Here is a 25,540-nt window from a genome sequence, read left to right as displayed (position 1 = left end):
GCGCGCCCCAAATTAGCTTTGAGGCGCGCTTTCGATAATTTATAACAGCTTCAACGCTTATTCAGCGTCTGCTTCTGCCTTCTTTTCAGCAACGATTTCCTTGCCGGTTTCCTGATCGACAACCTTCATCGACAGGCGAACCTTGCCACGTTCGTCAAAGCCCATGAGCTTGACCCAGACTTTCTGGCCTTCCTTAACCACGTCAGTGGTCTTGGCAACGCGGTCGGAAGCCAACTGCGAAATGTGAACCAGACCATCGCGTGGGCCGAAGAAGTTTACGAATGCGCCGAAGTCAGCAGCCTTAACAACTGTACCTTCGTAGATTTCGCCAACTTCTGGCTCAGCAACAATCGAGTGAATCCACTTCTTAGCGGCTTCGATTTCCTTGCCGTTTGACGAAGCGATCTTGACCGTACCATCGTCTTCGATGTTGATCTTCGCGCCGGTCTTTTCGACGATTTCACGAATAACCTTACCGCCAGAACCGATAACATCACGGATCTTGTCGGTTGGGATGTTCATGACTTCAATTCGTGGAGCAAATTCACCGAGTTCTGCGCGCGAGCTCGACAGAGCCTTGCTCATTTCGCCCAGAATGTGAACGCGACCGCCCTTAGCCTGTTCCAGAGCAACCTTCATGATCTCTTCGGTGATACCGTCGATCTTGATGTCCATCTGAAGCGCAGTGATGCCGTTTTCAGTACCGGCAACCTTGAAATCCATATCGCCAAGATGATCTTCATCACCGAGAATGTCGGAAAGAACGGCGAAACGCTCGCCTTCCTTGATCAGGCCCATCGCAATACCAGCCACTGGGCGAGTGATCGGAACGCCTGCATCCATCAGAGCCAACGATGTGCCGCAAACGGTTGCCATCGACGACGAACCATTGGATTCGGTGATCTCAGAAACAGCACGGATCGTATAAGGGAACTGTTCTGCGGCAGGCAGCATTGGATGGATTGCGCGCCAAGCGAGCTTACCATGACCAACTTCACGACGACCTGGCGAACCCATACGACCGGTTTCACCAACCGAATATGGTGGGAAGTTGTAGTGCAGCATGAAGGATTCTTTGTACGTACCGGTCAAGGAATCGATCATCTGTTCATCTTCGCCTGTGCCGAGCGTGGCAACAACGATTGCCTGCGTTTCACCGCGGGTGAACAGAGCCGAACCATGGGTGCGTGGCAGAAGGCCAACTTCGGAAACGATTGCGCGAACAGTCGACAGATCGCGACCGTCAATACGGTTGCCAGTGTCGAGAATGTTCCAGCGAACGATCTTCGCCTGCAAATGCTTGAAGACAGTCGCGAATTTTTCAGCCGAGAATTCTGGCTCTTCAACGCCTTCTGGGAAGAAATGCGCCTTTGCCTTAGCCTTAGCAGCATCAACAGCCGCATAACGGGCCTGCTTTTCGGTAATCTTGTAAGCGTCGCGCAGGTCGTTTTCGACAACTGCAAGCATCTTCGCTTCGATGTCCGACAGGTCTTCCGGCTGGAAGTCACGTGGCTCCTTTGCAGCAACTTCAGCGAGCTTGATGATCGCGTCGATCACTGGCTGGAATGCCTTCTGACCGTAAACAACGGCGCCGAGCATAACTTCTTCGGACAGTTCCTGTGCTTCTGATTCAACCATCAGCACGGCATCAGCAGTACCGGCAACAACCAGATCGAGCTTCGATTCCGGCATTTCGTCGATATTTGGGTTCAGTACGTATTCGCCGTTGATGTAACCAACGCGTGCGCCACCGATTGGGCCCATGAATGGAACGCCCGAAATGGTCAGCGCAGCCGATGCTGCAACCATCGACAGAATGTCGGGATCGTTTTCCAGATCATGCTGAATGACAGTCAAAACAACCTGTGTGTCATTCTTATAGCCATCAACGAAAAGCGGACGGATCGGACGGTCGATCAGACGCGAAACGAGTGTTTCGTTTTCGCTTGGACGACCTTCACGCTTGAAGAAACCGCCTGGAATCTTACCAGCAGCGTAAGTCTTTTCCTGATAGTTTACGGTCAGCGGGAAGAAATCCTGACCTGGCTTTGGCTCCTTGGCAGAAACAACAGTCGCAAGAACGACGGTTTCACCATAGGTTGCGAGAACTGCGCCGTCAGCCTGACGTGCGATCTTGCCGGTTTCGAGCGTCAGCGGACGGCCGCCCCATTCGATTTCAACTTTGTGTGTGTTGAACATATCTAGTCCTTGTTTGGAGATGCCGCGCAAAAGCGTCTGAAGGCATCGTCCGGGTTGGCGGACACGCCACGGGCAAGACAACGGGAAGTTCGTTACGTGTCGGAACATTCATTGCGAATGTTCGCTGGCACGAACTGCCTGCAATCCTGCCCCATGACTGGTCCAGGTCATGAGCCTTATGGCTCGGTTGGCATGACGGAATGCACCCGGTGCGCCGTCTCATGCCAGTGGGCATATGCCCGAAATATCGCACTCTCTGTTGGAAAACGGCTATCCGCTTCTCAGAATGCTTTAAGGTATTCCTTCAGTGCGCATCACAAAGACGCGCTCTAAATCAAACGGGCGACGTTTTGAGACGTCGCCCGACTTTACCGTTAGCGGCGCAGACCCAGACGGGAAACCAGCGCCTGGTAACGTGCCTGGTCGATGCCCTTGACATAGTCAAGAAGACGACGACGCTGCGAAACCAGCTTCAGAAGGCCGCGACGCGAATGATTGTCATTCTTGTGGCCCTTGAAATGATCGGTAAGGTTAGCAATACGCTCGGAAAGAACGGCAACCTGAACTTCAGGAGAACCGGTATCGCCTTCCTTGGTGGCGTATTCCTTAATAAGTGCTTGCTTGCGTTCAGCAGTAATCGACATCGTACACCCTTTCTTGATGAGAGGAAAAACGGACGCCCAGGCCGGGATGTCGTCCAGCGCGGGCCATTAAAACAAAAGGCATAACCAATTGTTGCGGGAGCCTATAAAGCAAATCCGCACAAATTGAAAGACCTATCACTGCAACTGCTACAGCCGTCAGGCAGCATTCCAAGGCATACGTGACAGCAGCATGGCCATTCCGCACCAGCCTGTAATGCCGGCAAATACCAGCATACACCCTATGAAACCGGCGATACCAAAACCGAGCGTCCAACCAGAGAAGCCTATAGCAACCGAAATTGCTACGATCGCTCCCACGGCAATCTGCACTTGCCGAAAAAGCGGTATCGCTGCCGCGCGGCCGTTAGAGACAACCGGCAACCCTGCTTTCTTCCACTCGGCAATGCCGCCTTCGAGATTGAGGATAGTCAGATCAGTCGCTATTGGCGCTAACGATAAACAGGCTGCCTCGCCACGACGACCACTCAAGCATTGGAATATCACCTTTCTTTGGGGTGACAGGTTCAGGGCGCTGAAGTTGTCCTTTAAGCTCCCTAAAGGGATTGAGGCTGCGGCGGCAATATGCTCTGCGCGGAACTCGTCAGGCTCACGAACGTCGATCAGTACTGCCTCTCCATCAGCGAGCATCCGGGCAGCGTCAGATGGCTTAATCGTATTCATTGTCATTGGTCCTTTGCGCAAAAATGGGAGTAAAGTACGGCCATGACCTCAATCACGGCCGGATGTTCAATCTTGTAGAAAAGCAATCTATGTTCTCGGCGATAGCTGAGAATGCCTTCCTCCTTCAGCTTATTGAGGTGCTGTGACATCGACGTCTGTGCGATACCTGTCGCATTGATGAGATCGGTCACGCTTTTTTCGCCATTCACCAACTCACAAAGAATGAGAAGCCGATGAGGATTCGCCAGTCCTTTGAGAAAATTTGATACGACATCTGCCCGGGCTGGCATTTCCTGATTGATGGACACAGTTACCTCTTTACGATTTATATTTTTGTGATATTATAAAAATATAAATTGAGATGCAAGTCAAAAGGAGTCGACCGTGACCAAAAACTATCAGGACATCACCAAGGATATTTCGCAATATACTGGTGAGCTGCGCAAAATGGTGCCCGAAACCATGCAAGCGTTCCACGCGCTAGCTAAAAGTGCAGGCGCTTCTGGTGAACTGGATCAGAAAACGAAAGAGTTGATTGCGCTAGCAATCGGCGTGACGCAGCGTTGCGATGGTTGCATAGGCTTCCACGCAAAAGCGCTTCACAATCTAGGCGCGACACGGCAGGAAGTGGCCGAAGTGATGGCCATGTGCGTCTATATGGGCGGTGGCCCGGCACTTATGTATGCGGCTGACGCTATTCGCGCCTTTGATCAGTTTCAAGCTGCCTAAAAACAATACGCGCCGTGGCCCCTCGGAGCCACGGCGCGCTGAACCTCTAGTGTGGTGAATTTAAAGTTCCTATCATTCGCACTGTATTCACTTCGAGGAACTTTAAATCCACCACACTAGAGAAATCGTCTATCGGCTATGCTGCGGTGAACACCCGCTTGGGCTTGAACTGACCCTGCTCAATATAGCCAATTGCAAGCAACTTGCCTTTTGATGTTACGCAGGCTTCGTCTGCTTCCAATGGTGCATCGCGTCCTCGGATAATCACAGGATTACCGAGGCGCACACGTTGCGCCTGATCATCGCTCAACGGAACCTGTGGCAAGCAATCAAGCGCTGCTCCCGTATCAATCACGAGCGCGTCGATTGCCGAGAAATCGCGGCGCGGTGCTGGTTGTTCGACAACGTCAGCCTCAGCATCGTCTGCGCCTTCTTCCTTCTTGGGTGGCAGCGGCGGCCAGGCTTCTTCAAGCTCTGCCAGCGTCACCATATCCTCATCAGTGAAGGGAGCCACTTCAATGCGACGAAGGTCGGAAATGTGGCCAAAGCAGCCCAGATCGCGGCCCATATCGCGCGCCAGCGAACGAACATAGGTGCCCTTAGAGCATTCGACTTCAAACTCAGTGCGATCCGCATCAGGAAACTCAACGATTTCCAGACGGTCGATTTCGACTTCGCGTGCAGGAATTTCTACGGTTTCGCCTTCGCGTGCCAGATCATAAGCGCGCTCGCCGCCAATCTTGATCGCCGAGAACTGCGGCGGGATCTGCGAAATAACGCCTGTATAATTTGGCAAAAGCGCTTCGACATCTGCGCGCGATGGGCGGTTGTCGGAGTTCCTGGTGGCAACGCCTTCGAGATCGTCGGTCGAGCGTTCTTCACCCCAGGTCACGGTGAAACGGTAAACCTTGGTTCCATCCATGACATAAGGCACGGTCTTGGTGGCTTCGCCGAGCGCAATTGGCAGCATCCCGGATGCAAGCGGATCGAGTGTCCCAGCGTGACCGGCCTTTTCAGCGTTGAAAAGCCACTTGATCTTTGAAACGGCTTCCGTTGAACCCATGCCTTTTGGCTTGTCAAAAATAACCCAGCCAGAAACCGGACGGCCTTTTTTCTTGCCCCGTCTTGCCATGCTTTATGCGTCTCCATTGCGGGAAGCGTCATCCGCCTCACCGTTTTCGTCATTGTCACGTCCAAGATCGCGTGCGACTTCCGGCGAGCGCAGAAGCGCATCGATCTTGGAAAAATTGTCAAAACTTGTGTCAGGCCGGAAACGGAATTCCGGCATGTATTTCATCTGGCTCAGGCTTGGCGCCATCCGACCGCGAATGAACTTCGCATTTGAAGCCAGCGCCTTAATCACCGCCTGCACATCGGTGCTACCAAGTGGCGTGATGAAGCAGGTTGCGATTTTCAGATCGGGCGACATGCGCACTTCTGAAACGGAAATAACCGTGCGCTCGAGCAATTCATCGCGAATTTCACCGCGCTGAAGCACCTGTGCCAATGCGTGACGTACCTGCTCGCCCACGCGAAGCTGACGCTGAGAAAGACCGCCTGAGCCTTTCGGATCGGGAGAACGTGCCATTATTTATCCTCGATAAACAGCCATGGACGAGCAAGCAAACGTGCCTGTCGATAAAATGGCTACAACTTTATAGGTTCAATCTACCACAATTGCGACGGGAGTCAGACCCTCGGAACCGGGCAAGAAAAGCCGGACCACCCAATCGAGGACGGTCCGGCATCAAGATATTAGAGCGTACGCGTAATGTGTTCGACGCGGAACGCTTCGATCGTATCGCCTGCGCGAATATCGTCGTAGTTTTCGAATGCCATACCGCATTCCTGGCCCATCGGCACTTCTGCAACTTCGTCCTTGAAGCGCTTGAGTGTCTTGAGCTTGCCTTCGTGGATAACCACGTTGTCACGGATGAGGCGGACGCCTGCACCACGTTCAACCTTGCCATCAACCACACGGCAACCAGCAACCTTACCAACCTTGGTAATGTTGAAGACTTCGAGAATCTCAGCATTACCGATGAAGGTTTCACGGCGTTCTGGCGACAGAAGACCCGACATTGCTGCTTTCACATCTTCGATCAGATCGTAGATGATGTTGTAGTAGCGGATTTCCGTGCCTTGCTGATCGGCTGCGTCGCGTGCCTGCTTGTTGGCACGAACGTTGAAGCCGATGATCGCTGCATTGGAGGCTTCAGCCAGTGACACGTCGCTTTCCGTGATACCGCCAGCGCCCGAGTGAACGATGCGCGCACGCACTTCTTCGGTGCCAAGTTTGTCGAGTGCTGCGATAATTGCTTCGACCGAACCCTGCACGTCACCCTTGATGACAAGCGGGAATTCTTTCGTGCCATTAACCTGCAACTGGCTCATCATCTGTTCAAGCGAACCGCGCTGACCAGTCTGACGTGCAACAGCCTTATCGCGAGCAAGACGCTGGCGATAATCAGCAATTTCACGAGCCTTGGCTTCGTTCGCAACAACTGCGAAGCGGTCACCAGCCTGTGGTGTGCCCTGAAGTCCGAGAACTTCCACAGGCATCGCAGGACCAGCTTCCTTGACATGTTCGCCGTGGTCGTTGACCAGAGCACGCACACGTCCCCACTCATTACCAGCAGCGATAATGTCGCCCGGACGCAATGTACCCTTCTGAACCAGAACGGTTGCAACAGAACCACGACCGCGGTCGAGCTGAGCTTCGATAACAACGCCTTCAGCGGTACGGGACGCATCGGCTTTCAGATCAAGAATTTCAGCCTGCAACAGAACTGCTTCAAGCAGCTTGTCGAGGTTCAGCTTCTTCTTCGCCGAAACTTCAACGTCGAGCACTTCACCGCCGAGCGATTCAACGAAGACGTCGTGCTGGAGCAGCTGTGTACGAACCTTCTGCGCATCAGCTTCCGGCTTATCGATCTTGTTGATTGCAACAATGATCGGCACGCCAGCAGCCTTGGCATGGCTGATGGATTCAATCGTCTGCGGCATCACGCTGTCATCAGCGGCGACCACCAGAATGGCGATGTCCGTCGCCTGTGCACCACGCGCACGCATTGCGGTAAACGCAGCGTGACCCGGCGTATCGATAAAGGTGATCTTATGGCCGTTCTGTTCGACCTGATAAGCACCAATATGCTGAGTGATACCACCAGCTTCGCCGGAGACGACGTTGGCCTGACGGATCGCATCGAGCAACGATGTCTTACCGTGATCGACGTGACCCATGATGGTGACAACAGGAGGACGCGAAACCATTGCACCCTGATCGTCAGCAACGTCGAAGATACCTTCTTCAACGTCCGATTCAGCAACGCGCTTAACGGTATGGCCGAATTCTTCAGCGATCAGCTGCGCCATATCGGCATCAATCACATCGCCCGGCTTCATCATCTGGCCCTGTTTCATCAGGTACTTGATGATATCAACCGAACGTTCGGTCATGCGCTGTGCAAGTTCCTGAAGCGTGATGGTTTCAGGAATAATAACTTCACGAGAAATTTTCTCGCGCGTTTCCTGCATCTGCGAACGCTTGAACTTTTCCTGACGGCGACGCATTGCCGACAGCGAGCGTGAACGACCTTCATCCTCCAGATTGCTGGAGATGGTCAGTTTACCGCGACGGCGGTCGTCTTCGCCCTTCACAACCTTCGGTGTGCGAGCATCTGCCTTTGCCGGTGTGCTGCTGCGGCGTGCGCCTGCTGGACCACGACGATCATCATCATCCAGACTTGCACCCGGCTTGCGCTGTTGGCTTTGCGGCAATGGCTTGTTCGCCGTTGGGATAACGTCTGCAATCGCTGGCGACGCCTGACGCTGGCCCTGTCCCTGACCGGGACGACCACCCTGCTGAGGGCGACCCGACTGCTGCGGACGGCCACCCTGCGGTGCAGAACGGGAATCGCCACGCTGTTCTGGACGGGCTGCTGCCTGTGGAGCGCGCTTTGCAGCTTCAGCTGCGGCGCGTGCCTTGGCTTCTGCTTCCGCTTTCAGACGTGCTTCTTCCTCTGCCTGACGGCGAGCGGATTCTTCACGTTCCTTAGCACGACGCGCATCCTCTTCGGCACGACGCTTGGCTTCTTCAGCGGCGCGAATGCGTTCTTCTGCATCACGAACCAACGCACCTTCAAGCGCACGGCGACGAGCATCCATTTCCGAGCTTGAAAGCGTGTTCAGCACCATGCCCGAGCGATCGGACTGGCGTGGACGCTGTGACTGCTGGCCAGGGCGCTGCTGACCGGGACGCTGCTGACCCGGACGGAACTGCTGCTGGCCGGGACGCTGCTGCTGTGAACCCTGCGGACGCTGTGCGGACGCTGGCGCTGCTGGTGCGGGCTTTGACTGCTGCGGTGCAGGAGCTGCTGCAACTGGGGCGGCAGGCGTAGGCGCAGGCGCCGGAGCTGGCGTCGATGCAACAGCTGGAGCTGGTTGTGCCGCAGGCGTGGGCGTTGCAACTGGGGCAGGCGCAGGAGCTGCAGCGACAGGTGCCGGCTTTGGCTCAACGGGCTTGGCTGCAACCGGAGCGGGAGCCGCAGGCTTTGGTGCCGTTGCTTCCGTTTCAGGCTTCTCATCCGGTCGTGAGAACTTGCGCTTCTTCGTTTCAACGACGACAGCCTTTGTGCGACCGTGGCTGAAATTCTGGCGCACGGTGCTCTGCTCAACCCCTGGCCGCTTGATGGTCAGCGTCTTCTTGGAATTGACGCTCAGCGTCTTATCGTCGTTTGTTTTATCGCTCATTACGTTTCCGTTTCCTTCGCAGCTTCTGCTGCTTTACCCGAGCATTATCCAACACAATCAAATCATTTTGGATAATGCTCCGGTCATCCACTTCAGCGCATAATCCGGTTTGGCCAATCAAGCCGATTATCCGGTCTATGCTCCAGAGCGGATCCCGTATCGTCGGGATTTAAGGGAACCGCTCTACTAATTTATAACACAGCAGTGTCGGACTGCTGCTCTAATTCGCCGTTTCAACTCACCGTCTCAATCGGTGGGCTTTCGCCACGATAGCTATGCAATAATAGCAGTCTTTGCACGACACCGGCTGACGCCCTTCCGCCGAGCACGGCTGCATGTATCACATTTCCGCCCCCAAATGCCAAATCCATTTCTTCAACTCCGAAAAGAGTGAATGCCGGGATTTGAGGTCCATCCATATGCACGACAACACGTCTTGCCTGATCCAGCTTGCGAACCCCATCAGAGGCCGCTTCCTTCGCATGCAAAACCAACACCGCTTGTCCGGAGCGAATTGCCTGATCGACCTTCGTCGAACCAGATGCAACAGCACCGGATTTGCGTGCCAGTGCCAAGCTGCCAAGTGCGGACTTCGTCAGCAGCTGGTCAACCAGCGCGCCAAGATCCGCCTGCGGCGTAACACCTTCTTTCAGCGCCCGCGCAAACAGCTTGCGCTTGACAGCTTCATCAACCAGACGCCGCTCTGCCTTAACCCAACAGCCCCTGCCCGGCAGGTTACGCTTCAAGTCCGGCACAACTGAACCATCAGGCCCAGCCACAAAACGGATCAGGTCATCCGCAGAACCACTTTCACGTGTGACGATACAGGTTCTGTCATTCATATCCTGCTCCGCACGCAATGCTGGCTTTGCCATGAACTGCCTTTTTCAACTCTAAAACTGGCAGCGACCTAGCAGAGCTAACGCCACATCACAATATCAAACTCTAACAAGAGCGCGGTGCCGCATTATTTACGCCCGATTTGCATCAGAGCGATCATAATGCGGCTCCCATTCTTTACGAAGCGGCTTCTTCCTCGCCAGCTTCTTCAACTTCGTCGCTTTCAACTGCGACCAGCTCATCTTCGGTGATCCAGCCCGCCTTGAGGCGTGCAGTCAGGATCATCTGTTCCGCATCGACGCGGGACACATCAAACGGTGACAGGATACCGGTATGATTAACGGTTTCGCCGTCCTTGCGTTCACGCCAGCCAACAAGGTCGTCAACAGCATAGCCAGCAAAGTCTTCGATGTTCTTCACGCCATCTTCGCCAACAGCAACAAGCATCGCTGTCGTCAGGCCTGGAAGCTCACGAAGTTCATCTTCTACGCCCAATTCCTTACGACGGTCATCCTGTTCGTTTTCGATACGGTCCAGGAATTCACGTGCGCGTTCCTGAATTTCACCAGCGGTATCATCATCGAAACCATCGATAGAAGCAATTTCAGCCGGTTCGACGTAAGCAATTTCCTCAACCGAGGCAAAGCCTTCCGAAGCCAGAACCTGACCAACCATCTCGTCAACATTGAGCGCTTCCATGAAGAGGTTCGAACGCTCAGCGAATTCTTTCTGGCGACGATCGGACTCTTCATCTTCTGTGAGGATGTCGATGTCCCAGCCGGTCAGCTGTGACGCAAGACGCACGTTCTGACCGCGACGACCAATTGCCAATGATAATTGGTCATTGGGAACGACAACTTCAATACGTTCCGCATCTTCATCGAGAACGACCTTGGCAACTTCAGCTGGCTGAAGCGCGTTGACGATAAAGGAAGCCGCATCTGGCGACCATGGAATAATGTCGATTTTTTCGCCCTGCAATTCAGCCACAACAGCCTGAACGCGCGAGCCGCGCATACCAACACACGCACCGACAGGATCAATCGATGCATCACGCGATACAACGGCGATCTTGGCGCGCGAACCCGGATCACGGGCGACCGACTTGATTTCGATAATGCCGTCGTAGATTTCCGGTACTTCCATGGTGAAAAGCTTCGCCATGAAAGATGGATGCGTACGTGACAGGAAAACCTGCGGGCCACGCTGTTCACGACGAACATCGTAAACATAGGCGCGGATGCGGTCGCCATAGCGGAATGCTTCGCGTGGGATCAGTTCGTCACGACGTACAATTGCTTCGCCGCGACCAAGATCAACAATCACATTGCCATATTCAACGCGCTTGACAGTACCATTGACGATTTCGCCAACGCGGTCTTTGAATTCATCATACTGGCGATCACGCTCGGCTTCGCGCACCTTTTGCACGATAACCTGCTTGGCCGACTGGGCAGCAATACGACCAAAATCCATCGGCGGCAGCTGATCAGCGATGAAATCACCAATCTGCGCATCAGGGTTACGGTCGCGCGCAGTGAACAGCGAAATCTGCGTGGAGTAGTCTTCGACAGTCTCAACAACTTCGAGCAGGCGCTGCAGCTTGATCTCGCCGGACTTCGCGTTGATGTCCGCACGGATGTTGCTTTCCTGACCATAGCGCGAACGCGCGGCCTTCTGGATCGCGTCGGCCATGGCCGCAAGAACGATCTCACGGTCAATCGACTTTTCACGTGCGACCGCATCGGCGATCTGCAGAAGTTCCAGCCTGTTTGCACTGACTGCCATAGGTCTCTCCTTGGTGGCGCATCCGATCTTCTTTGAGAGCCGGACGCCTGAAACTCACTTTGAAACTTATTTGTTTTCCGTTTCGGATTCAGCCGAACCTGTTTCTTCCGTATTCTCACTCACGCCATCGCCCAGATCATCACCGGGGATACGGCCTTCGCGCAGAGCTTTGTCCTTGCGCAGCGCATCGCGGATCAGATCATCGGTCAGAACCAGACGCGCATCAGAAATCAGGTCAAATGGAATACGAACAACCGGCTCATTTCCATAAGAAATCTGGTCGCTTTCGATCACGATTGAATCAGCGCCTGCCGCTTCATCAATCACAATACGACCACGAAACTTCTTGCGACCTTCATGCACAATCGACGTCTCGACCTTGGCAATATGCCCGACCCAATCGGTAAAATCGGACTTGCGAACCATTGGACGATCAATCCCCGGCGACGAAATTTCCAGATGATACTTGCCGCTGAGCGGATCTTCCACATCAAGAACCGGAGCCACGGTGCGGCTCAACAATTCACAATCTTCAACAGTCATCGTTCCATCAGGACGTTCCGCCATGATCTGCAATGTCTGACCATTGAGGCCAGAAAGGCGCACACGCACAAGACGGAAACCCAGCGTATTGATCACCGGCTCCACAATAGATGCAATTTTCGCATCGATTCCCGTTTCGCGAATGATACGCTCATCTGCGGTTACGGCATCTGCGGTTACTGTTTCAATTGCCTGTTCGTGTTCGCTCACTCGATAAACCTTTTTTACTGGGTCGCAGGTAACAAAAAAGAGCGGGTCCGGGAGGGCCCACTCTTGTTCAAACGACCAAGAATTTGAAATCTATATACCAGCCAGTACGGATTTTTTCAAGACCCGCATCCCAGATAGATCACTTCCGAATGAAAGTAAGATAAGCAGCAACGCGTCCTTCCCGAAAAGCCTTGGCTTCATAACGCGTACCCGGCCAGCCATCATAGGCATTGTTCCAGTCATCCGGACCTTCGGCCTGCCATTCGAAAGCAGGATGTCTGCGGCAGTGTTGCAGCGTCCAGTTGACGTAATGCTCAATGTCGGAAGCAAAGCGGAACTTCGCACCGGGTTTAAGCAAGCGTGCGAAACGGTCGAGATTGGAATCGCTGACAAAACGGCGCTTCCAGTGACGGCGCTTGTGCCAGGGATCAGGGTAGAAAAGATCAATTCCGGCAAGCGATGCATCGGGCAACCAATCCAGAACATCGGTCGCATCTTCATCATAAAGACGCAGATTCGCACGCGGTGCTTCATAAAGAGCCGCCAGCATCTTGGCCATGCCGTTGACGAAAGGCTCAACGCCAATGAAGCCAGACTGCGGATAGCGCCCGCTCTCGTGGTGGAGATGTTCACCACCACCAAAGCCAATTTCCATGCGCACATTTTCAACCGGCGCATCGAACAATGTGCGCAAATCTTGTGGTGCAGGCGTATCGAGATCGAGTTTCAGGCGCGGCAGCAAATCCTCAAACAGATTGTTCTGGTGTGGACGCAGTGGCTTGCCGTGGCGGCGACCGAAGAAGTTTCCGGCCGCGCGTACTGGATGAGATTCATCGGTCATTTATCGCGGTTCCAGTTAAAGCGGTAACATAGGAACCGCTCTAACTCTTTTTTACGCATTATCCTATGCAAAACTGCTTCGCAATTTTGCTGGAAATGCTCTCCCTATTTCATTTTCGCATTGTCCTATGCAAAACCGCTGCGCACTTTTGCTGGAAATGCGATCAATCAGGCTGAAAGTGCTGCCTTCAACGCCTTGCTGAGATCGGTTTTTTCCCACGAGAAAGAACCATCACGACCCGGCTTGCGGCCAAAGTGACCGTAAGACGACGTCTTGGCATAGATCGGCTTGTTGAGATCAAGATGCTTGCGGATGCCGGTTGGCGAGAGGTCCATGACCTTGCGCAACGCTTCCTCGACAGCTGCTTCATCCACCTTGCCCGTGCCATGGAGATCGACATAGACCGAAAGCGGTTGTGCAACACCAATGGCGTAAGAAAGCTGGATCGTGCAACGATCTGCAAGATTGGCTGCAACCACATTCTTGGCGAGATAGCGCGCGGCATAGGCTGCCGAACGGTCAACCTTTGTCGTATCTTTTCCGGAGAATGCGCCGCCACCATGCGGGGCTGCACCGCCATATGTATCCACGATGATCTTGCGACCTGTAAGGCCCGCATCACCATCTGGTCCGCCAATAACAAACTTGCCGGTCGGATTGATGTACCAGTTGCAGTTGGCTGCAATTGGAAGATCACCCAGCGCTTCGCGAATGTAGGGCTCTACAACCGAGCGAACTTTCTTTGAATCCCAGCTGGCATCGAGATGTTGCGTGGAAAGCACAATCTGCGTTACTTCAGCGGCTTTGCCGTTTTCGTAACGCACAGTCACCTGGCTCTTCGCATCAGGTCCGAGCTTGCCCGGATCGCCTTCACCTTTGTGACGGGCTTCGGCAAGCTTTTCGAGAATCTTGTGCGAATAATAGATCGGCGCTGGCATAAGATCCGGCGTTTCGCGGCAAGCATAGCCGAACATAATGCCCTGATCGCCTGCACCTTCTTCGCCCTGACGGTCGGCAGCATTATCCACACCCTGCGCAATGTCAGCAGATTGTGGATGCAGCAACACATCGATTTTCACAGTGCGCCAGTTAAAGCCATCCTGCTCGTAACCAATTTCGCGGATCGCCTTGCGCGCAGCCGAGCGGAAGCGTGATGGATTAATCAGGGGATGGCCCGCCGCGTCATGCGCGATTGTGCCGTCCTTATTCTTCTTCAGGAAAGTTTCAGGCACGCGGACTTCGCCAGCAATGACCACACGATTGGTAGTGGCAAGCGTTTCGCATGCGACACGAACAGACCAGGGATCAACGCCGGTACGGCGCGCTTCCTTATAGATCATGTCTACGATTTCATCGGAAATACGATCGCAAACCTTGTCCGGATGACCTTCAGACACCGATTCGCTGGTGAAGAGATAAGAACTGCGCGACACGGGTAACCCCTCTTGAAAATCCAACGGATGAAATATCCGCCATGGAAACACAGTAGCGCCCGGAACCTCTGTCTATGGTCCGGGCACAACATTGTGTTAGCGAAGTTAGGATTAAACCGTCAATGCATATTCTTGTTGCAAGGCCAAGATGACAGAAAAAATCCTTCCGGCATGCCCGTTTGCGAACAAAACTGCGTTATTCACCCTCTGCGGCGAGCGACTTCACAAGATCAATAATTTTCCGACGAACTTTTGGATCAGAAATCTTCGTAAATGCACGGGTCAGTTGAACGCCTTCGTTCGAGTTGAGGAAATCGACAACATAAGTCGCTTCATTGTCTTCCGCGAAACCCGCCTGCGTGACCGAAGAACCCGGCGCGTCTTCAAAAAAGAACGATACTGGTACAGTCAGAATGGCCGAAATCGCTTGAAGACGGCTCGCGCCAACGCGGTTGGTGCCTTTTTCATATTTTTGAATCTGCTGGAAAGTAATTCCTAGGCTTTCACCTAATTTTTCCTGACTGAGGCCCAACATATTGCGGCGAAGACGAATGCGGCTGCCCACATGCACGTCGATGGGGTTGGGCTTCTTCTTATTCTCAATCATACAGTTTCACTCCTCGCGACCGCGAGCTTTCATTCATGGTCTGTTCAAAAAAACAGAGATAATAATCATTGTGGGAGGTAGTCAGACTGGTTTTCGAAAAAAACCATCACCGCCCGAATATAACAACTTAACAAAATGGCCATGTCAATGAAAACGGTTGCGGAAAGACAACCTCAACCACACGCATACGGCGAATAACACAATCAGAATTGCAAGAGCCTGTTTGCCACTGGGCGCACTGCCCCAAAATGGCACACGCTCTTCAGGCAAATAAGCATCAATTACCCCTACCGCGTCAAGAGGTAGCTCCTGAATGATTCGTCCATAAGCATCTACGACAGCAGATATGCCATTATTGGCAGCACGAACGAGGGGGAGGCCTTGCTCGACGGATCGCACCTGCGCCTGTCTGAAATGTTGATAAGGTCCGGGCGTATCGCCATACCACGCATCATTGGTGACGTTCACAATCGCCGTCACCTTTCGTCCGGTATACGAAAGCTCATCAGGGAAAATTGCTTCATAGCAAATTAACGGCAGAAAGGTTTGACCTTCCATCACGTTGATCGCATGACGCGCCTTTGCAGCGGTGAAGCCGCCGGGCATTTCGACCACTTCCTGCATTCCCCAACTGCGCAGATAGCGCTCAAATGGCAGATATTCTCCAAAAGGCACAAGATGGACCTTATCGGTATAATCGACGATTTTACCGTCGCCATTGATCGTCAGGATAGAATTATAATAACGCGGATCGCGGCGCGGCACGATTTCTTCGCGCACTGCTCCCGTCAACAGCACCTGGTCATCGCCAACCACATCGGCAATGCGCTTAAGCGCTTCTGGTGTTGACGAAAGAATATAGGGAACCGCAGTTTCAGGCCAAATCACCACATCTGGCCTCGGCGCACCCTCTGCTGGTGCCTGCTGAGTCATGGCGATAAATTTATCAAAGATCGCCCGCCGTTCATTGTTGTCCCATTTCAGGCTCTGCGAAATGGACGGCTGAACGATGCGAATTGAAAGCGTTGTCCGATCAGTATCAAGCGCTGGCGCATTCGACAAAACCCATGCGCCAAAACCGATATGTGTGGCGACAAGAACAACGGCCAAACCAAGCCCGGTCTTGGCAAAACGACCGCCACTGAGCAAAGCAGGCGCTGAAAACACCAGCGCTGCAAATGCGCTCATACCAATGAGGCCCACAATCTCGACCGACTGCATCATCATTGGCGTGGGCATGGCGGCATAGCCCAGCGCATTCCACGGAAAGCCTGTGAAAACGAATGTTCGCAGCCATTCCGTCAAACCGAAGCCGAGTGCCATCGCAAAAATGCGCCCGATGCCCTGTGACCAGAAAAGCCGCGCAACCATCGCGGCCAATGCGTAGAAAATCGCCAGAAAGGCGGGAAGCCCCAGAACGGCAAGCGGTATGGCCCAGGCAAACTGTTGCGCATCAACGAGAAGCGCAGTACCGATCCACCACAAGCCGGATACAAAATAGCCAAAGCCAAACCACCAACCGATCAGAGCAGCCGGGAAAAAGCGACGGATCGGACCTTTTTCCTTATCGGGTACTGCACCGTCAATCAGCCAGACCAGCAGTGGGAATGTGACAAAACCGGCGATAAAAATATCAAAAGGCGGTTGGGTGAGTGTCGCAATCGCACCACTGAGAAAAGCGACCAGCGCCCGGCGCCAGCCGCTTAATGAAGAGATCTTCCCCGCAAATCTCTCTATCATCAGACCTCTTTGGACGTGTCCGTGGTGTTTCCGGATGTATCATCATCCGTGCTGACAACTGGATGTGCGCGATGACTTTCTGATTCCGAAAGTGGCACAATGCGAACCCGCTTCACGCGGCGGGGATCGACTTCCAGCACATGAAACTCATATCCCGCAATAGCCTGCACGACTTCGCCGCGCACAGGGATGCGTCCAAGAACGGAGAAAATCAGGCCACCGATAGTGTCCACATCCTCGCCATGCTCTCCGGCCTCAAAAGATGGACCGATCCGCTCAGCCAATTCTTCCAGATCGGCACGAGCATCGACGACAAAAACGCCGCTGGCTTCTTCAGAGATCATAATCTCTTCGTCATCATGCTCGTCTTCAATGTCGCCGACAACCATTTCAACGATGTCTTCGAGCGAGGCAAGACCATCGGTGCCGCCATATTCATCAATGACCAGAGCCATCTGAATGTGCGCCGCCTGCATGCGTGCCATCAGTCCGCTCGCCAACATCGATGGCGGCACGAACAACACTTTGCGAATAAGATTAAGGTCACCGATCGTCTTCGTGAGGTCGATACGACCCATGTCAAACTTCGCAGCACTCGTCGCGTCGGTCTTCTGTCGGGATTGCTGCGTAATGTAATTCAGCACATCTCGGATATGGATCATGCCGCGTGGATCATCCAGCGTTTCAGCATAGACAGGCATGCGTGAGTGGCCGGAGCTTTCAAACAGTTCCAGCGCTTCCCCGAGCGGTGTGGAAATTTCAATCGCGACAACATCCGCGCGTGGGATCATCACATCTTCGACGCGAATTTCGCGCAGACGCAGAATGTTGTTGAGCATCGCCTTTTCTTCAGGCGAGAAAGCTGAATCCTGTTCGCTTTCAGTGCTTGAAAGCGCATCAGCCAAATCTTCGCGCAAAGACGATGATTGGCGCGAACGCATAAATGGAAAAATATTTGCCAGAAGAGAACGCTTTTCGCTCGATTGCGAGCGCTGCGTACTTTGCCCTTCGGCGTCTTGTGTGTCGCTTCGGCTATCGCCAGCGGTCGAGGAATTGTTGTGGTCAGCCATGATCAATCTGTTTCAACGTTTCAATCGGATACAGCATAAGGGTCAGGGATGGCAAGGGCATGAAGGATTTCGCGTTCGCGACGTTCCATCTCTTCGGCCTCCTCCTCAGTCTCGTGATCGTAACCCAAAAGATGCAAAAAGCCATGCACCACGAGATGCGTGAGATGGTTCTCGAACGGCTTGCCCTCTTCGAGAACCTCACGCTCCACCGTTTCGCGCGCGATAATGATATCACCCAGCATCGGGCCCGGCTGCTCGCCAGCCTTTACAGGATAGGCCGGAAAAGACAAAACATTGGTTGCCTTGTCTTTGTTTCGCCACTCAGCATTGATCTTGCGGATAGAAGCGTCGTCGGTAAAAACCAGACTTAGTTCGCTCTCGGCAGGCTTAAGCTGGAGATTATTCCAAGCCGCCTCTACGGAGCGCTGCACGAGTCCTTCCAGGACCGTTTCTTCCGGCCAATTGCCGGCTTCGATCATAATGTCGATTTGGATCGCGTTGTCTGACACGTCGGCTGCGGCTTGCGATGAAACAGCCGCTCTATCCTTCCGGTTGTTAAAAAAACACCGTCCGCTGAAAAGCGGACGGAATATTATAAATCGTCATTATTCTACGCGAATACAAGAATAATTTTGAATTATTCTGAGCGAGCGTGCTTTTTTGCGTCAGTGTCGTAAGCGGTAACGATTGCTGCGACCAGCGGATGACGCACCACGTCCTTCTCGGTGAAGCGTACTTTGACGACCGATTCGACATTTTCAAGCACACGCAACGCTTCGACGAGACCCGATTTCTGGCCGGGTGGAAGATCGATCTGGCTTGGATCGCCATTGACCATCATGCGCGAACCTTCACCAAGACGGGTCAGGAACATCTTCATCTGCATTGATGTCGTGTTCTGTGCTTCATCGAGAATAACCGCCGAATGCGCCAGTGTACGGCCACGCATGAAAGCGAGCGGTGCAATTTCGATCACACCCGCCGTAATGGCGCGTTCGACCTTTTCCGCCGGCATCATGTCGTAAAGCGCATCGTAGAGCGGACGAAGATAAGGATCGACCTTTTCCTTCATGTCACCCGGCAAAAAGCCAAGACGCTCGCCAGCTTCAACAGCAGGACGTGACAGAATAATACGCTCGACCAGACCGCGTTCAAGCAACATCGCGGCATGGGCAACGGCCAGATACGTCTTGCCCGTACCCGCTGGTCCGACACCCATAACCAGTTCCGAACGATCAAGCGCGCGCATATAGGCGTCCTGCGTCGGTGTGCGGGCAAAGATTGTCTTCTTGCGCGTCGATATTTGCGCAGCCGACATTTTCCCTTTGGCTTCAAGAGTTGGTAAGACCAGCTGATCATCCGCAGCAATGGCAATGCGGATCGCGCCATCGACATCGGAAGCGGTCAGCTCATTTCCCTTTTGCAAATATTCATAAAGTTGATCAAGCGTGCGGCGGGCCTGTTCGGTGGCCGTTGGCTCTCCGCGAATGGAAAGCTCGTTACCCCGTGAACGCACATCGACACCGAGCTTCTGCTCGATACGCGCCAGATTCTCATCGAACTGGCCGTAAAGCGCACTGGCAAGGCGGTTATTATCGAAGGTGAGAACGATATGGGCCATATCGGAGGCCCCGGATGGCGCACTAATAGCAGAACTCGCAGCCGGGCTTGAAATTGTGTTTGTTTGCGTATGGATGGTTGGCTTGGCAGGCTTTAGTTTTTCCGTAGCGCTCAAACGCATCTCCCAAAGGTTCACGCATTGCAATCGCAGTACCAGCAGAACGTTCGGTTAAAGACTACTCACCGCGACTACTGCCTGAGAGCTATAATGCTCTCACCGGAGCTTTTGCGCAATAAGACTATTTGTGCCCGTCCCCGTAATTTTTACGCGGATGATCTCGCCGACCTCATCGTCATTATTGTCGATAATGGCTGGCAGCAACCACGGAGAACGACCGACCATCTGGCACTCGAAACGGCCCTTCTTTTCCAGAAGCACATCCATTTCACGACCAACAAGCGAATCCTGAAACGCATATTGCTGCTCGTTGAGCAGCGCCTGCAGACGCTGCAAACGCTCATCCTTGACCGCTTCTTCCACATGGTCGGGAAGATCAGCACCCGGCGTTCCCGGACGCGGCGAATATTTGAACGAATAGGCCTGCGCATAATGCACTTCGCGCACCAGCCGCATCGTGTCTTCAAAATCCTGATCAGTTTCGCCGGGGAAGCCGACAATGAAATCGCCCGATAGCGCCATATCCGGGCGCACTTCGCGGATACGCTCGACAAGACGGATATATTCATCGGCCTTGTGACGGCGATTCATCGCCTTAAGAATACGGTCCGAACCCGCCTGAACCGGCAGATGCAGATAAGGCATCAGCTGGCGCAGATCGCGATGCGCTGCGATCAGCGTATCGTCCATATCGCGTGGATGACTGGTCGTATAACGCAGACGCGCCACACCGGGAATGCGTGCGAGGCGGAACAGAAGTTCGCCAAGGCCCCATTCGCGGCCATCATCACCAGCGCCATGCCATGCATTGACGTTCTGGCCCAAAAGCGTGAGTTCGCGCACGCCGCTATCGGCAAGACGTTCGGCTTCCGCAACAATCTGCGCAACACTGCGCGAGACTTCTGAACCGCGTGTGTAAGGCACGACACAGAAGGTACAGAACTTGTCGCAGCCTTCCTGAACCGTCAGAAACGCGGAAACACCACGCTTGCGGGTTTCTTCACGCTTTGGTGCCGGCAGATGCTCGAACTTGTCTTCGATCGCATATTCCGTTTCGACAACCTTTTCGCCGCCACGCACCCGCGCCAGCGCATCAGGCAGACGATGATAGGTCTGCGGTCCGATAACGAGGTCAACATTGGGCGCACGGCGCAAAATTTCCTGACCTTCGGCCTGCGCCACGCAACCAGCAACGCCGATGGTGAGTTCCTTGCCGTCTGGTCCGCGCTTTTCCTTCATCTTGCGCAGGCGACCCAGCGCTGAATAAAGTTTTTCCGAAGCCTTCTCGCGAATATGACAGGTGTTTAGCAGAACCAGATCAGCATCGTCAGGTGTGTCAGTGGTGACATAGCCTTCGGAGGCTAGGCTATCCGCCATGCGCTGGCTGTCATAGACATTCATCTGGCAACCATAAGTCTTCACAAAGACCTTACGTGTGTTGCTGCCATCCGGGTTTGTCTTGATATCGGTCATATTTTCGCTCATGCGCGGCTATCTAGCGTTTTTATCGCCGCTTTGGAAGGCGACAAACTTACGCTCTTAATCCTCAACGATTTCGCGACCATGCAACGACGTCTGCAAAAGCGCCCTCACCCGATTTTCCATCGTGCGGGCAAGTGCCTTTCGATCCGTTTCAGCAGTCACCACAATCGGCTCGCCAAAGCGTATTTCAACGTCGATCGCGCCTTCTTTCAGGATGCCTTTGAGATGTGGCATCAACTGAACATCGCCCGGCCATGAGGCAATCGGGCGATGATAACGGCCCATAGCCATCCCGTGCATGCCGGTATAGGCAATTGCCACCGGCTGCACGATCACTTCTGGCACACCCGCCTCACGAATGGCGGCATGTGCCGCCCCAAAAAGTGCGGTCTTGAACGGTAACACACGATTGCCATCCGAAGTCGTCCCCTCCGGGAACAGAACCATCGCGTCGCCATCGGCCAGACGTCTTGCAATGTCGGAGGTTTGCTCGCCTGTCTTGCCGCGCCGTTCGCGCTCGACAAAGACCGTGCGCTGCAACACGGCGAAAAAGCCAAAGACCGGCCAGCTTTTCACTTCCGATTTTGCGATGAACGAAACCTGACCCGCCGCCGACAGAACGACAATATCGCTCCATGATGTGTGATTGGCGACCAGCAACAGTGGCCTGCCCTCTCGCATCTCACCGACAATCGTAATGCGGAAACCGAACAAGCGGGCAATGATACGATGAAAGAAATTCGGCAGGCGGCGCTTCCATGTGTTTTTGAGTTTCAGAAACACATATTGAAACGGGATGAGCGACAGGCTGAGAGCCACCATCGCCACAACCACTAAAATGATGCGGATTGCACCGATCATTGCGGCCTCACCAGATCGCGCCGCAGAATGAAAGCCGATGAACGACCTTTTTCTGTTTCATAATAGGCCGGACGATCACCCACCTTGTTGAAACCGATCCGGCGATAAAGCGCGAGTGCCGCAACATTGTTTTCATCAACTTCCAGAAACAGCGTTTCCGCCCGTTGCTGATAAAGATAACGCAGCACTGCATCCATCAACGAGCGGCCAACACCTTGCTTGCGCACCTCATCAGCAACCGCAATCGTCAAAATTTCTGCCTCACCTGCAACCAGCCGTGCCAACACAAAGCCACATGCTTTACCGGGTTTGCCCTCTGGCCGAGCCACAAAGCCAAACACGTTATCCTGCGCAATCAGCGAGCGGAAATCATCTGAGCTCCAGCTATGATGAAAAGACAGCGCATGAACGCGGTGAATTTCTCCGCTGTCCTTAGCGCCAAGCGGCTCGACCGAAACAGGCCTACGCCCAAAGCGTGGGAGCGAAAAGCCCAACATCTTATTCTCCACCTGCCTTACGTGGCAGCGCAAAACCAGTCTGCGGCTTCACATCAGGTCCGCGCATGTATAGCGGCTTTGGTGCTTCGCCCGGTTCGCGCAATGCTGCAAGCTTTGCATAAGTGCCGATCCGTGCGGTTGGTTCAACACGTGCGGTGCTGAATGTTCCCGCCAGCGCTTCATTGAGTGTATCTGCGGCAGAGCCTGCCAGCACCGTCTCTGAAGATTGCTGCTCAATAAGCGCCAGCGCTTCATCGCGTGGGATTACCAATGGGCTGTTGACAGACGAACCCGTGGCATCAAAGCTCTGCGCATAGATTTCGCCACGATGGGCTTCAAGCAGCACCAGAACCGGCTTTCCCGGATGACTGATCGTCACTTCCGATGCAAGCGCATCGAATGCACTAACTCCGATTGCCGGACGCGAAAGCGCCAGCGCGAAACCACGCGCTGCCGAAACACCAATCCGCACACCGGTAAACGAACCTGGGCCAATATTGACGGCCACGCGATCAAGATCGGTCATGGCAATTCCGGCATCCACTGTCACGCGCCCGATATAGTCCATCAGGACTTCGGCATGTCCTTTGCCAATATTCTCGCTGACTTCAGCGAGAAGCCTATCGGTGCCGGAATCATAAATTGCGGCAGCACACCAGGAGGAAGCGGTATCAAGGGCAAGTATCTTCATAAGCCATCGGGTAAATCAGAATTCGTTGTGCCACAAGCAAAACACATGAATTGTGCCAAATTTAACAGCGTTCTCGGGAACAAAATGCCGTGCAGAGCGTTTTAAGATCGGATGCGGGGCTAAATCTAATTACCCTATCCAAACCGGCCTTATATAAAGATCCGGCGGGGGCGGTTTCAGAAAGCTAATTTGCCTTCACTCAGCGATATATAGATCACTGTGACATCAGTCGGATCGTGCAAAGGATAAGAGGATCAAATGTCCAAGAAGTCGATGCATGCAACCCGCAACGATCTTCCCTCCAACACCAAGACAACAATGATTGCGCTGCTGAACGAAAATCTGGCGGCAACCATTGACCTTGCTCTTATTACCAAGCAGGCACACTGGAATCTCAAGGGTCCTCAGTTTATCGCTGTCCACGAACTGCTTGATACATTCCGTGCAGATCTTGATGATCATGTGGATACCATTGCGGAGCGCGCTGTACAGCTCGGCGGAACGGCATATGGCACCACACAGGTTGTCGCAAAAGACACCAAACTTAAAGCCTATCCAACCGATATATATGCCGTGCACGACCATCTCGCAGCTCTGATTGAGCGCTACGGCGATGTGGCCAACCTCGTGCGCCAGTCCATCAAAGATGCAGATGAAGCCGGTGACGACACCACGGCCGATATTTTCACAGCTGCATCGCGCAGCCTTGATAAGGCGCTTTGGTTCCTGGAAGCCCACGTTCAGGAAAAGAACTGATTTTGACGCTCTGACGGCCTGCAAATGGCATTTTTCTGCGTTTCCGGTGCTCATGTACCTTTAAGTACATTCCGCTCCGGTTCTCGAAATTCACCATTTTCGGCACGTCATAACATCAAAACGGATAGCCCTCTGACTACAAAGAAAAGGCCGGGAAACCCCCGGCCTTTTTTAAATCAGTTGGCCCATTCACCGCCGCGCATGACAGGCTCGCGGCTGCCGTCGGCATTAACGCCATCAACATCGATCTTGTCGGAACCGATCATCCAGTCGATGTGAATGAGGCTTGAATTTCCGCCCTGTGCTTTGATCTGTTCCTGAGTAAGCTTCGCGCCATCAACAAAACATTTCGAATAACACTGGCCGAGCGCGATGTGGCTCGCAGCATTTTCATCAAACAGGGTGTTGTAAAACAGAAGTCCGCTCTGCGAAATTGGCGACGAATGCGGAACGAGCGCAACTTCGCCCAGGCGTCGTGCGCCTTCATCCGTATCCAGAACTTTGTTAAGCACTTCTTCGCCACGGCTGGCTTTGGCTTCAACAATGCGACCGCCTTCAAAACGCACAGAGATATTATCGATCAGCGTACCCTGATGCGAGAGCGGCTTGGTGCTCGATACGTGTCCCTCAACGCGCAGCGCATGTGGCGTAGTAAACACTTCTTCGGTCGGGATATTCGGATTGCAGGTGATGCCGTTTTTCGCTGTGGAGGCGCCGCCATGCCATTCGTGACCATCGGCCAAACCAACCGTCAGATCCGTGCCCGGACCCTTGAAATGCAGCGCGCTGTAAGCCTTGCCGTTGAGCAAACGCGTGCGGGTGCGCAATGCCGCATTGTGCGCTGCCCATGCACCAACAGGGTCATTCACATCAACGCGGGAGGCTGCAAAAATCGCATCAGCAAGCTTGCGGGTCGCATCGTCTGCCGCATCAGCCGGGAACATCAGCTTCGCCCATTCCGGGTTCGGATAGGAAACGATATTCCAGTTGATGTCGAAGCCCGCGATCTTTTCGAGAGCTGGCTGATAGGCCTTGGAATTGGCACGGTTGGCGCGCGACACCTTTGCAGGGTCCTGTGAGGACAAGAGCATAGGGTTGTCGGCTGCGATCGCGAGACGCGCCGCGCCATTGGCATAAGCCTTTGCCATACCTTCATAGAGCCAGTCGGCTGCACGATCAAAACTCTCGTCCGAAGCATTTTCATAACGCGCCAGCGCAATCGCATCATCGGAGAAGAACGGCGTCACAATACCTGCACCCGCTTTATAGGCGTGTTTCGCAATCAAACGAACAAGCGGTAACGCAACAACCGGGGCTGTTATGACCAGATCCTGACCTTCGCGCAATTGCAAGCCAACGCGCACGGCGACTTCGGCCAGACGTTCAAGTTTTACCGGGTCGATGACGGGAGTATTATTGTCATGTGCCATAGGGCTGC

Annotated in this window: 24 protein-coding genes; 2 read left to right on the top strand and 22 right to left on the bottom strand. The window is 53.7% G+C overall.

Annotation, left to right across the window (positions count from 1 at the left end; translation table 11 throughout):
- Positions 1 to 57 precede the first annotated feature (57 nt).
- The 4 genes from pnp to RI570_RS06825 all read right to left on the bottom strand — a co-directional run bounded on the left by pnp (position 58) and on the right by RI570_RS06825 (position 3,832).
- On the bottom strand, positions 58 to 2,199 hold the full coding sequence (gene pnp / locus RI570_RS06840) for a polyribonucleotide nucleotidyltransferase (RefSeq protein WP_313827669.1): 2,142 nt from the start codon (positions 2,197 to 2,199) through the stop codon (positions 58 to 60).
- A gap of 374 nt (positions 2,200 to 2,573) precedes the next feature.
- Positions 2,574 to 2,843 carry a 30S ribosomal protein S15 gene (gene rpsO, locus RI570_RS06835; protein WP_187546493.1) on the bottom strand — a complete coding sequence of 90 codons (270 nt, stop codon included), beginning with the start codon at positions 2,841 to 2,843 and terminating at the stop codon, positions 2,574 to 2,576.
- A gap of 156 nt (positions 2,844 to 2,999) precedes the next feature.
- On the bottom strand, positions 3,000 to 3,524 hold the full coding sequence (locus tag RI570_RS06830; protein ID WP_313827668.1) for a rhodanese family protein: 525 nt from the start codon (positions 3,522 to 3,524) through the stop codon (positions 3,000 to 3,002).
- Between the two features lie 2 nt (positions 3,525 to 3,526).
- Positions 3,527 to 3,832, bottom strand: coding sequence for a metalloregulator ArsR/SmtB family transcription factor (locus RI570_RS06825; RefSeq protein ID WP_313827667.1), 306 nt, complete (start codon positions 3,830 to 3,832; stop codon positions 3,527 to 3,529).
- Positions 3,833 to 3,908: 76 nt separating this feature from the next.
- On the opposite strand from RI570_RS06825, the gene RI570_RS06820 reads away from it, so the two are divergent.
- Positions 3,909 to 4,253, top strand: a complete 345-nt coding sequence (locus RI570_RS06820; RefSeq protein WP_313827666.1) for a carboxymuconolactone decarboxylase family protein — start codon at positions 3,909 to 3,911, stop codon at positions 4,251 to 4,253.
- Between the two features lie 136 nt (positions 4,254 to 4,389).
- Here RI570_RS06820 and truB read toward each other — a convergent pair whose 3' ends face one another.
- The 17 genes from truB to tsaB all read right to left on the bottom strand — a co-directional run bounded on the left by truB (position 4,390) and on the right by tsaB (position 23,346).
- A complete protein-coding gene (gene truB / locus RI570_RS06815) occupies positions 4,390 to 5,385 on the bottom strand; it encodes a tRNA pseudouridine(55) synthase TruB (RefSeq protein WP_313827665.1) in 996 nt (331 codons plus the stop codon).
- A gap of 3 nt (positions 5,386 to 5,388) precedes the next feature.
- Positions 5,389 to 5,841 (bottom strand): 30S ribosome-binding factor RbfA, encoded by a 453-nt coding sequence (gene rbfA / locus RI570_RS06810; RefSeq protein WP_313827664.1) that lies wholly within the window; start codon positions 5,839 to 5,841, stop codon positions 5,389 to 5,391.
- A gap of 167 nt (positions 5,842 to 6,008) precedes the next feature.
- Positions 6,009 to 9,005: a translation initiation factor IF-2 gene (gene infB, locus RI570_RS06805; protein WP_313827663.1), complete on the bottom strand. Its 2,997-nt coding sequence runs from the start codon at positions 9,003 to 9,005 to the stop codon at positions 6,009 to 6,011.
- A 233-nt stretch (positions 9,006 to 9,238) separates the two neighbouring features.
- Entirely contained in the window at positions 9,239 to 9,880 is a 642-nt protein-coding gene (locus RI570_RS06800; RefSeq protein WP_313827662.1) for an RNA-binding protein, read from the bottom strand.
- Positions 9,881 to 10,022: 142 nt separating this feature from the next.
- Entirely contained in the window at positions 10,023 to 11,633 is a 1,611-nt protein-coding gene (gene nusA / locus RI570_RS06795; RefSeq protein ID WP_313827661.1) for a transcription termination factor NusA, read from the bottom strand.
- A gap of 66 nt (positions 11,634 to 11,699) precedes the next feature.
- Positions 11,700 to 12,386 (bottom strand): ribosome maturation factor RimP, encoded by a 687-nt coding sequence (gene rimP, locus RI570_RS06790; protein WP_313827659.1) that lies wholly within the window; start codon positions 12,384 to 12,386, stop codon positions 11,700 to 11,702.
- 139 nt (positions 12,387 to 12,525) lie between these two features.
- Positions 12,526 to 13,227 carry a tRNA (guanosine(46)-N(7))-methyltransferase TrmB gene (locus tag RI570_RS06785; RefSeq protein WP_313827658.1) on the bottom strand — a complete coding sequence of 234 codons (702 nt, stop codon included), beginning with the start codon at positions 13,225 to 13,227 and terminating at the stop codon, positions 12,526 to 12,528.
- 167 nt (positions 13,228 to 13,394) lie between these two features.
- Entirely contained in the window at positions 13,395 to 14,660 is a 1,266-nt protein-coding gene (metK, locus tag RI570_RS06780) for a methionine adenosyltransferase (RefSeq protein WP_313827657.1), read from the bottom strand.
- 196 nt (positions 14,661 to 14,856) lie between these two features.
- Positions 14,857 to 15,267, bottom strand: a complete 411-nt coding sequence (locus RI570_RS06775; protein WP_313827656.1) for a helix-turn-helix domain-containing protein — start codon at positions 15,265 to 15,267, stop codon at positions 14,857 to 14,859.
- A gap of 144 nt (positions 15,268 to 15,411) precedes the next feature.
- Entirely contained in the window at positions 15,412 to 17,007 is a 1,596-nt protein-coding gene (gene lnt / locus RI570_RS06770) for an apolipoprotein N-acyltransferase (protein ID WP_313827655.1), read from the bottom strand.
- A complete protein-coding gene (locus RI570_RS06765) occupies positions 17,007 to 18,077 on the bottom strand; it encodes a hemolysin family protein (RefSeq protein ID WP_313827654.1) in 1,071 nt (356 codons plus the stop codon). The genes lnt and RI570_RS06765 overlap by 1 nt, the downstream gene beginning before the upstream one ends.
- Positions 18,078 to 18,097: 20 nt before the next feature.
- Positions 18,098 to 18,586: an rRNA maturation RNase YbeY gene (ybeY, locus tag RI570_RS06760; RefSeq protein ID WP_313827653.1), complete on the bottom strand. Its 489-nt coding sequence runs from the start codon at positions 18,584 to 18,586 to the stop codon at positions 18,098 to 18,100.
- Positions 18,587 to 18,714: 128 nt separating this feature from the next.
- A complete protein-coding gene (locus tag RI570_RS06755) occupies positions 18,715 to 19,812 on the bottom strand; it encodes a PhoH family protein (RefSeq protein WP_313827652.1) in 1,098 nt (365 codons plus the stop codon).
- 99 nt (positions 19,813 to 19,911) lie between these two features.
- On the bottom strand, positions 19,912 to 21,300 hold the full coding sequence (gene miaB / locus RI570_RS06750) for a tRNA (N6-isopentenyl adenosine(37)-C2)-methylthiotransferase MiaB (protein WP_313827651.1): 1,389 nt from the start codon (positions 21,298 to 21,300) through the stop codon (positions 19,912 to 19,914).
- 54 nt (positions 21,301 to 21,354) lie between these two features.
- Positions 21,355 to 22,158, bottom strand: a complete 804-nt coding sequence (locus RI570_RS06745; protein ID WP_313827649.1) for a 1-acyl-sn-glycerol-3-phosphate acyltransferase — start codon at positions 22,156 to 22,158, stop codon at positions 21,355 to 21,357.
- Complete coding sequence (gene rimI / locus RI570_RS06740; protein ID WP_313827648.1) at positions 22,155 to 22,655, bottom strand: ribosomal protein S18-alanine N-acetyltransferase; 501 nt, start codon at positions 22,653 to 22,655, stop codon at positions 22,155 to 22,157. The genes RI570_RS06745 and rimI overlap by 4 nt, the downstream gene beginning before the upstream one ends.
- A 1-nt stretch (position 22,656) precedes the next feature.
- The gene (gene tsaB / locus RI570_RS06735) at positions 22,657 to 23,346 is read right to left on the bottom strand and encodes a tRNA (adenosine(37)-N6)-threonylcarbamoyltransferase complex dimerization subunit type 1 TsaB (protein ID WP_313827647.1); all 690 of its coding nucleotides are present in this window, start codon (positions 23,344 to 23,346) and stop codon (positions 22,657 to 22,659) included.
- A 258-nt stretch (positions 23,347 to 23,604) separates the two neighbouring features.
- Here tsaB and dps point away from each other — a divergent pair, with 258 nt between their 5' ends.
- Positions 23,605 to 24,102 carry a DNA starvation/stationary phase protection protein Dps gene (gene dps, locus RI570_RS06730; RefSeq protein ID WP_313827646.1) on the top strand — a complete coding sequence of 166 codons (498 nt, stop codon included), beginning with the start codon at positions 23,605 to 23,607 and terminating at the stop codon, positions 24,100 to 24,102.
- A 176-nt stretch (positions 24,103 to 24,278) separates the two neighbouring features.
- Here dps and RI570_RS06725 read toward each other — a convergent pair whose 3' ends face one another.
- Positions 24,279 to 25,532 (bottom strand): aminopeptidase, encoded by a 1,254-nt coding sequence (locus RI570_RS06725; RefSeq protein WP_313827644.1) that lies wholly within the window; start codon positions 25,530 to 25,532, stop codon positions 24,279 to 24,281.
- Between the last annotated feature and the right edge of the window lie 8 nt (positions 25,533 to 25,540).

The sequence above is a fragment of the Brucella pseudogrignonensis genome (assembly GCF_032190615.1).
Taxonomy (GTDB): domain Bacteria; phylum Pseudomonadota; class Alphaproteobacteria; order Rhizobiales; family Rhizobiaceae; genus Brucella; species Brucella pseudogrignonensis_B.
The sequence above is the reverse complement of the archived record's forward strand: the minus strand, read 5'-3'. Positions and strand labels throughout refer to the sequence as shown.

Excerpts from the sequence above, each read along its gene's own strand:
- pnp (WP_313827669.1), bottom strand. The coding sequence starts at position 2,199 with ATGTTCAACACACACAAAGTTGAAATCGAATGGGGCGGCCGTCCGCTG.
- rpsO (WP_187546493.1), bottom strand. The coding sequence starts at position 2,843 with ATGTCGATTACTGCTGAACGCAAGCAAGCACTTATTAAGGAATACGCC.
- RI570_RS06830 (WP_313827668.1), bottom strand. The coding sequence starts at position 3,524 with ATGAATACGATTAAGCCATCTGACGCTGCCCGGATGCTCGCTGATGGA.
- truB (WP_313827665.1), bottom strand. The coding sequence starts at position 5,385 with ATGGCAAGACGGGGCAAGAAAAAAGGCCGTCCGGTTTCTGGCTGGGTT.
- rbfA (WP_313827664.1), bottom strand. The coding sequence starts at position 5,841 with ATGGCACGTTCTCCCGATCCGAAAGGCTCAGGCGGTCTTTCTCAGCGT.
- infB (WP_313827663.1), bottom strand. The coding sequence starts at position 9,005 with ATGAGCGATAAAACAAACGACGATAAGACGCTGAGCGTCAATTCCAAG.
- RI570_RS06800 (WP_313827662.1), bottom strand. The coding sequence starts at position 9,880 with ATGGCAAAGCCAGCATTGCGTGCGGAGCAGGATATGAATGACAGAACC.
- nusA (WP_313827661.1), bottom strand. The coding sequence starts at position 11,633 with ATGGCAGTCAGTGCAAACAGGCTGGAACTTCTGCAGATCGCCGATGCG.
- RI570_RS06785 (WP_313827658.1), bottom strand. The coding sequence starts at position 13,227 with ATGACCGATGAATCTCATCCAGTACGCGCGGCCGGAAACTTCTTCGGT.
- RI570_RS06775 (WP_313827656.1), bottom strand. The coding sequence starts at position 15,267 with ATGATTGAGAATAAGAAGAAGCCCAACCCCATCGACGTGCATGTGGGC.
- lnt (WP_313827655.1), bottom strand. The coding sequence starts at position 17,007 with ATGATAGAGAGATTTGCGGGGAAGATCTCTTCATTAAGCGGCTGGCGC.
- RI570_RS06765 (WP_313827654.1), bottom strand. The coding sequence starts at position 18,077 with ATGGCTGACCACAACAATTCCTCGACCGCTGGCGATAGCCGAAGCGAC.
- miaB (WP_313827651.1), bottom strand. The coding sequence starts at position 21,300 with ATGAGCGAAAATATGACCGATATCAAGACAAACCCGGATGGCAGCAAC.
- RI570_RS06745 (WP_313827649.1), bottom strand. The coding sequence starts at position 22,158 with ATGATCGGTGCAATCCGCATCATTTTAGTGGTTGTGGCGATGGTGGCT.
- rimI (WP_313827648.1), bottom strand. The coding sequence starts at position 22,655 with ATGTTGGGCTTTTCGCTCCCACGCTTTGGGCGTAGGCCTGTTTCGGTC.
- tsaB (WP_313827647.1), bottom strand. The coding sequence starts at position 23,346 with ATGAAGATACTTGCCCTTGATACCGCTTCCTCCTGGTGTGCTGCCGCA.
- dps (WP_313827646.1), top strand. The coding sequence starts at position 23,605 with ATGTCCAAGAAGTCGATGCATGCAACCCGCAACGATCTTCCCTCCAAC.
- RI570_RS06725 (WP_313827644.1), bottom strand. The coding sequence starts at position 25,532 with ATGGCACATGACAATAATACTCCCGTCATCGACCCGGTAAAACTTGAA.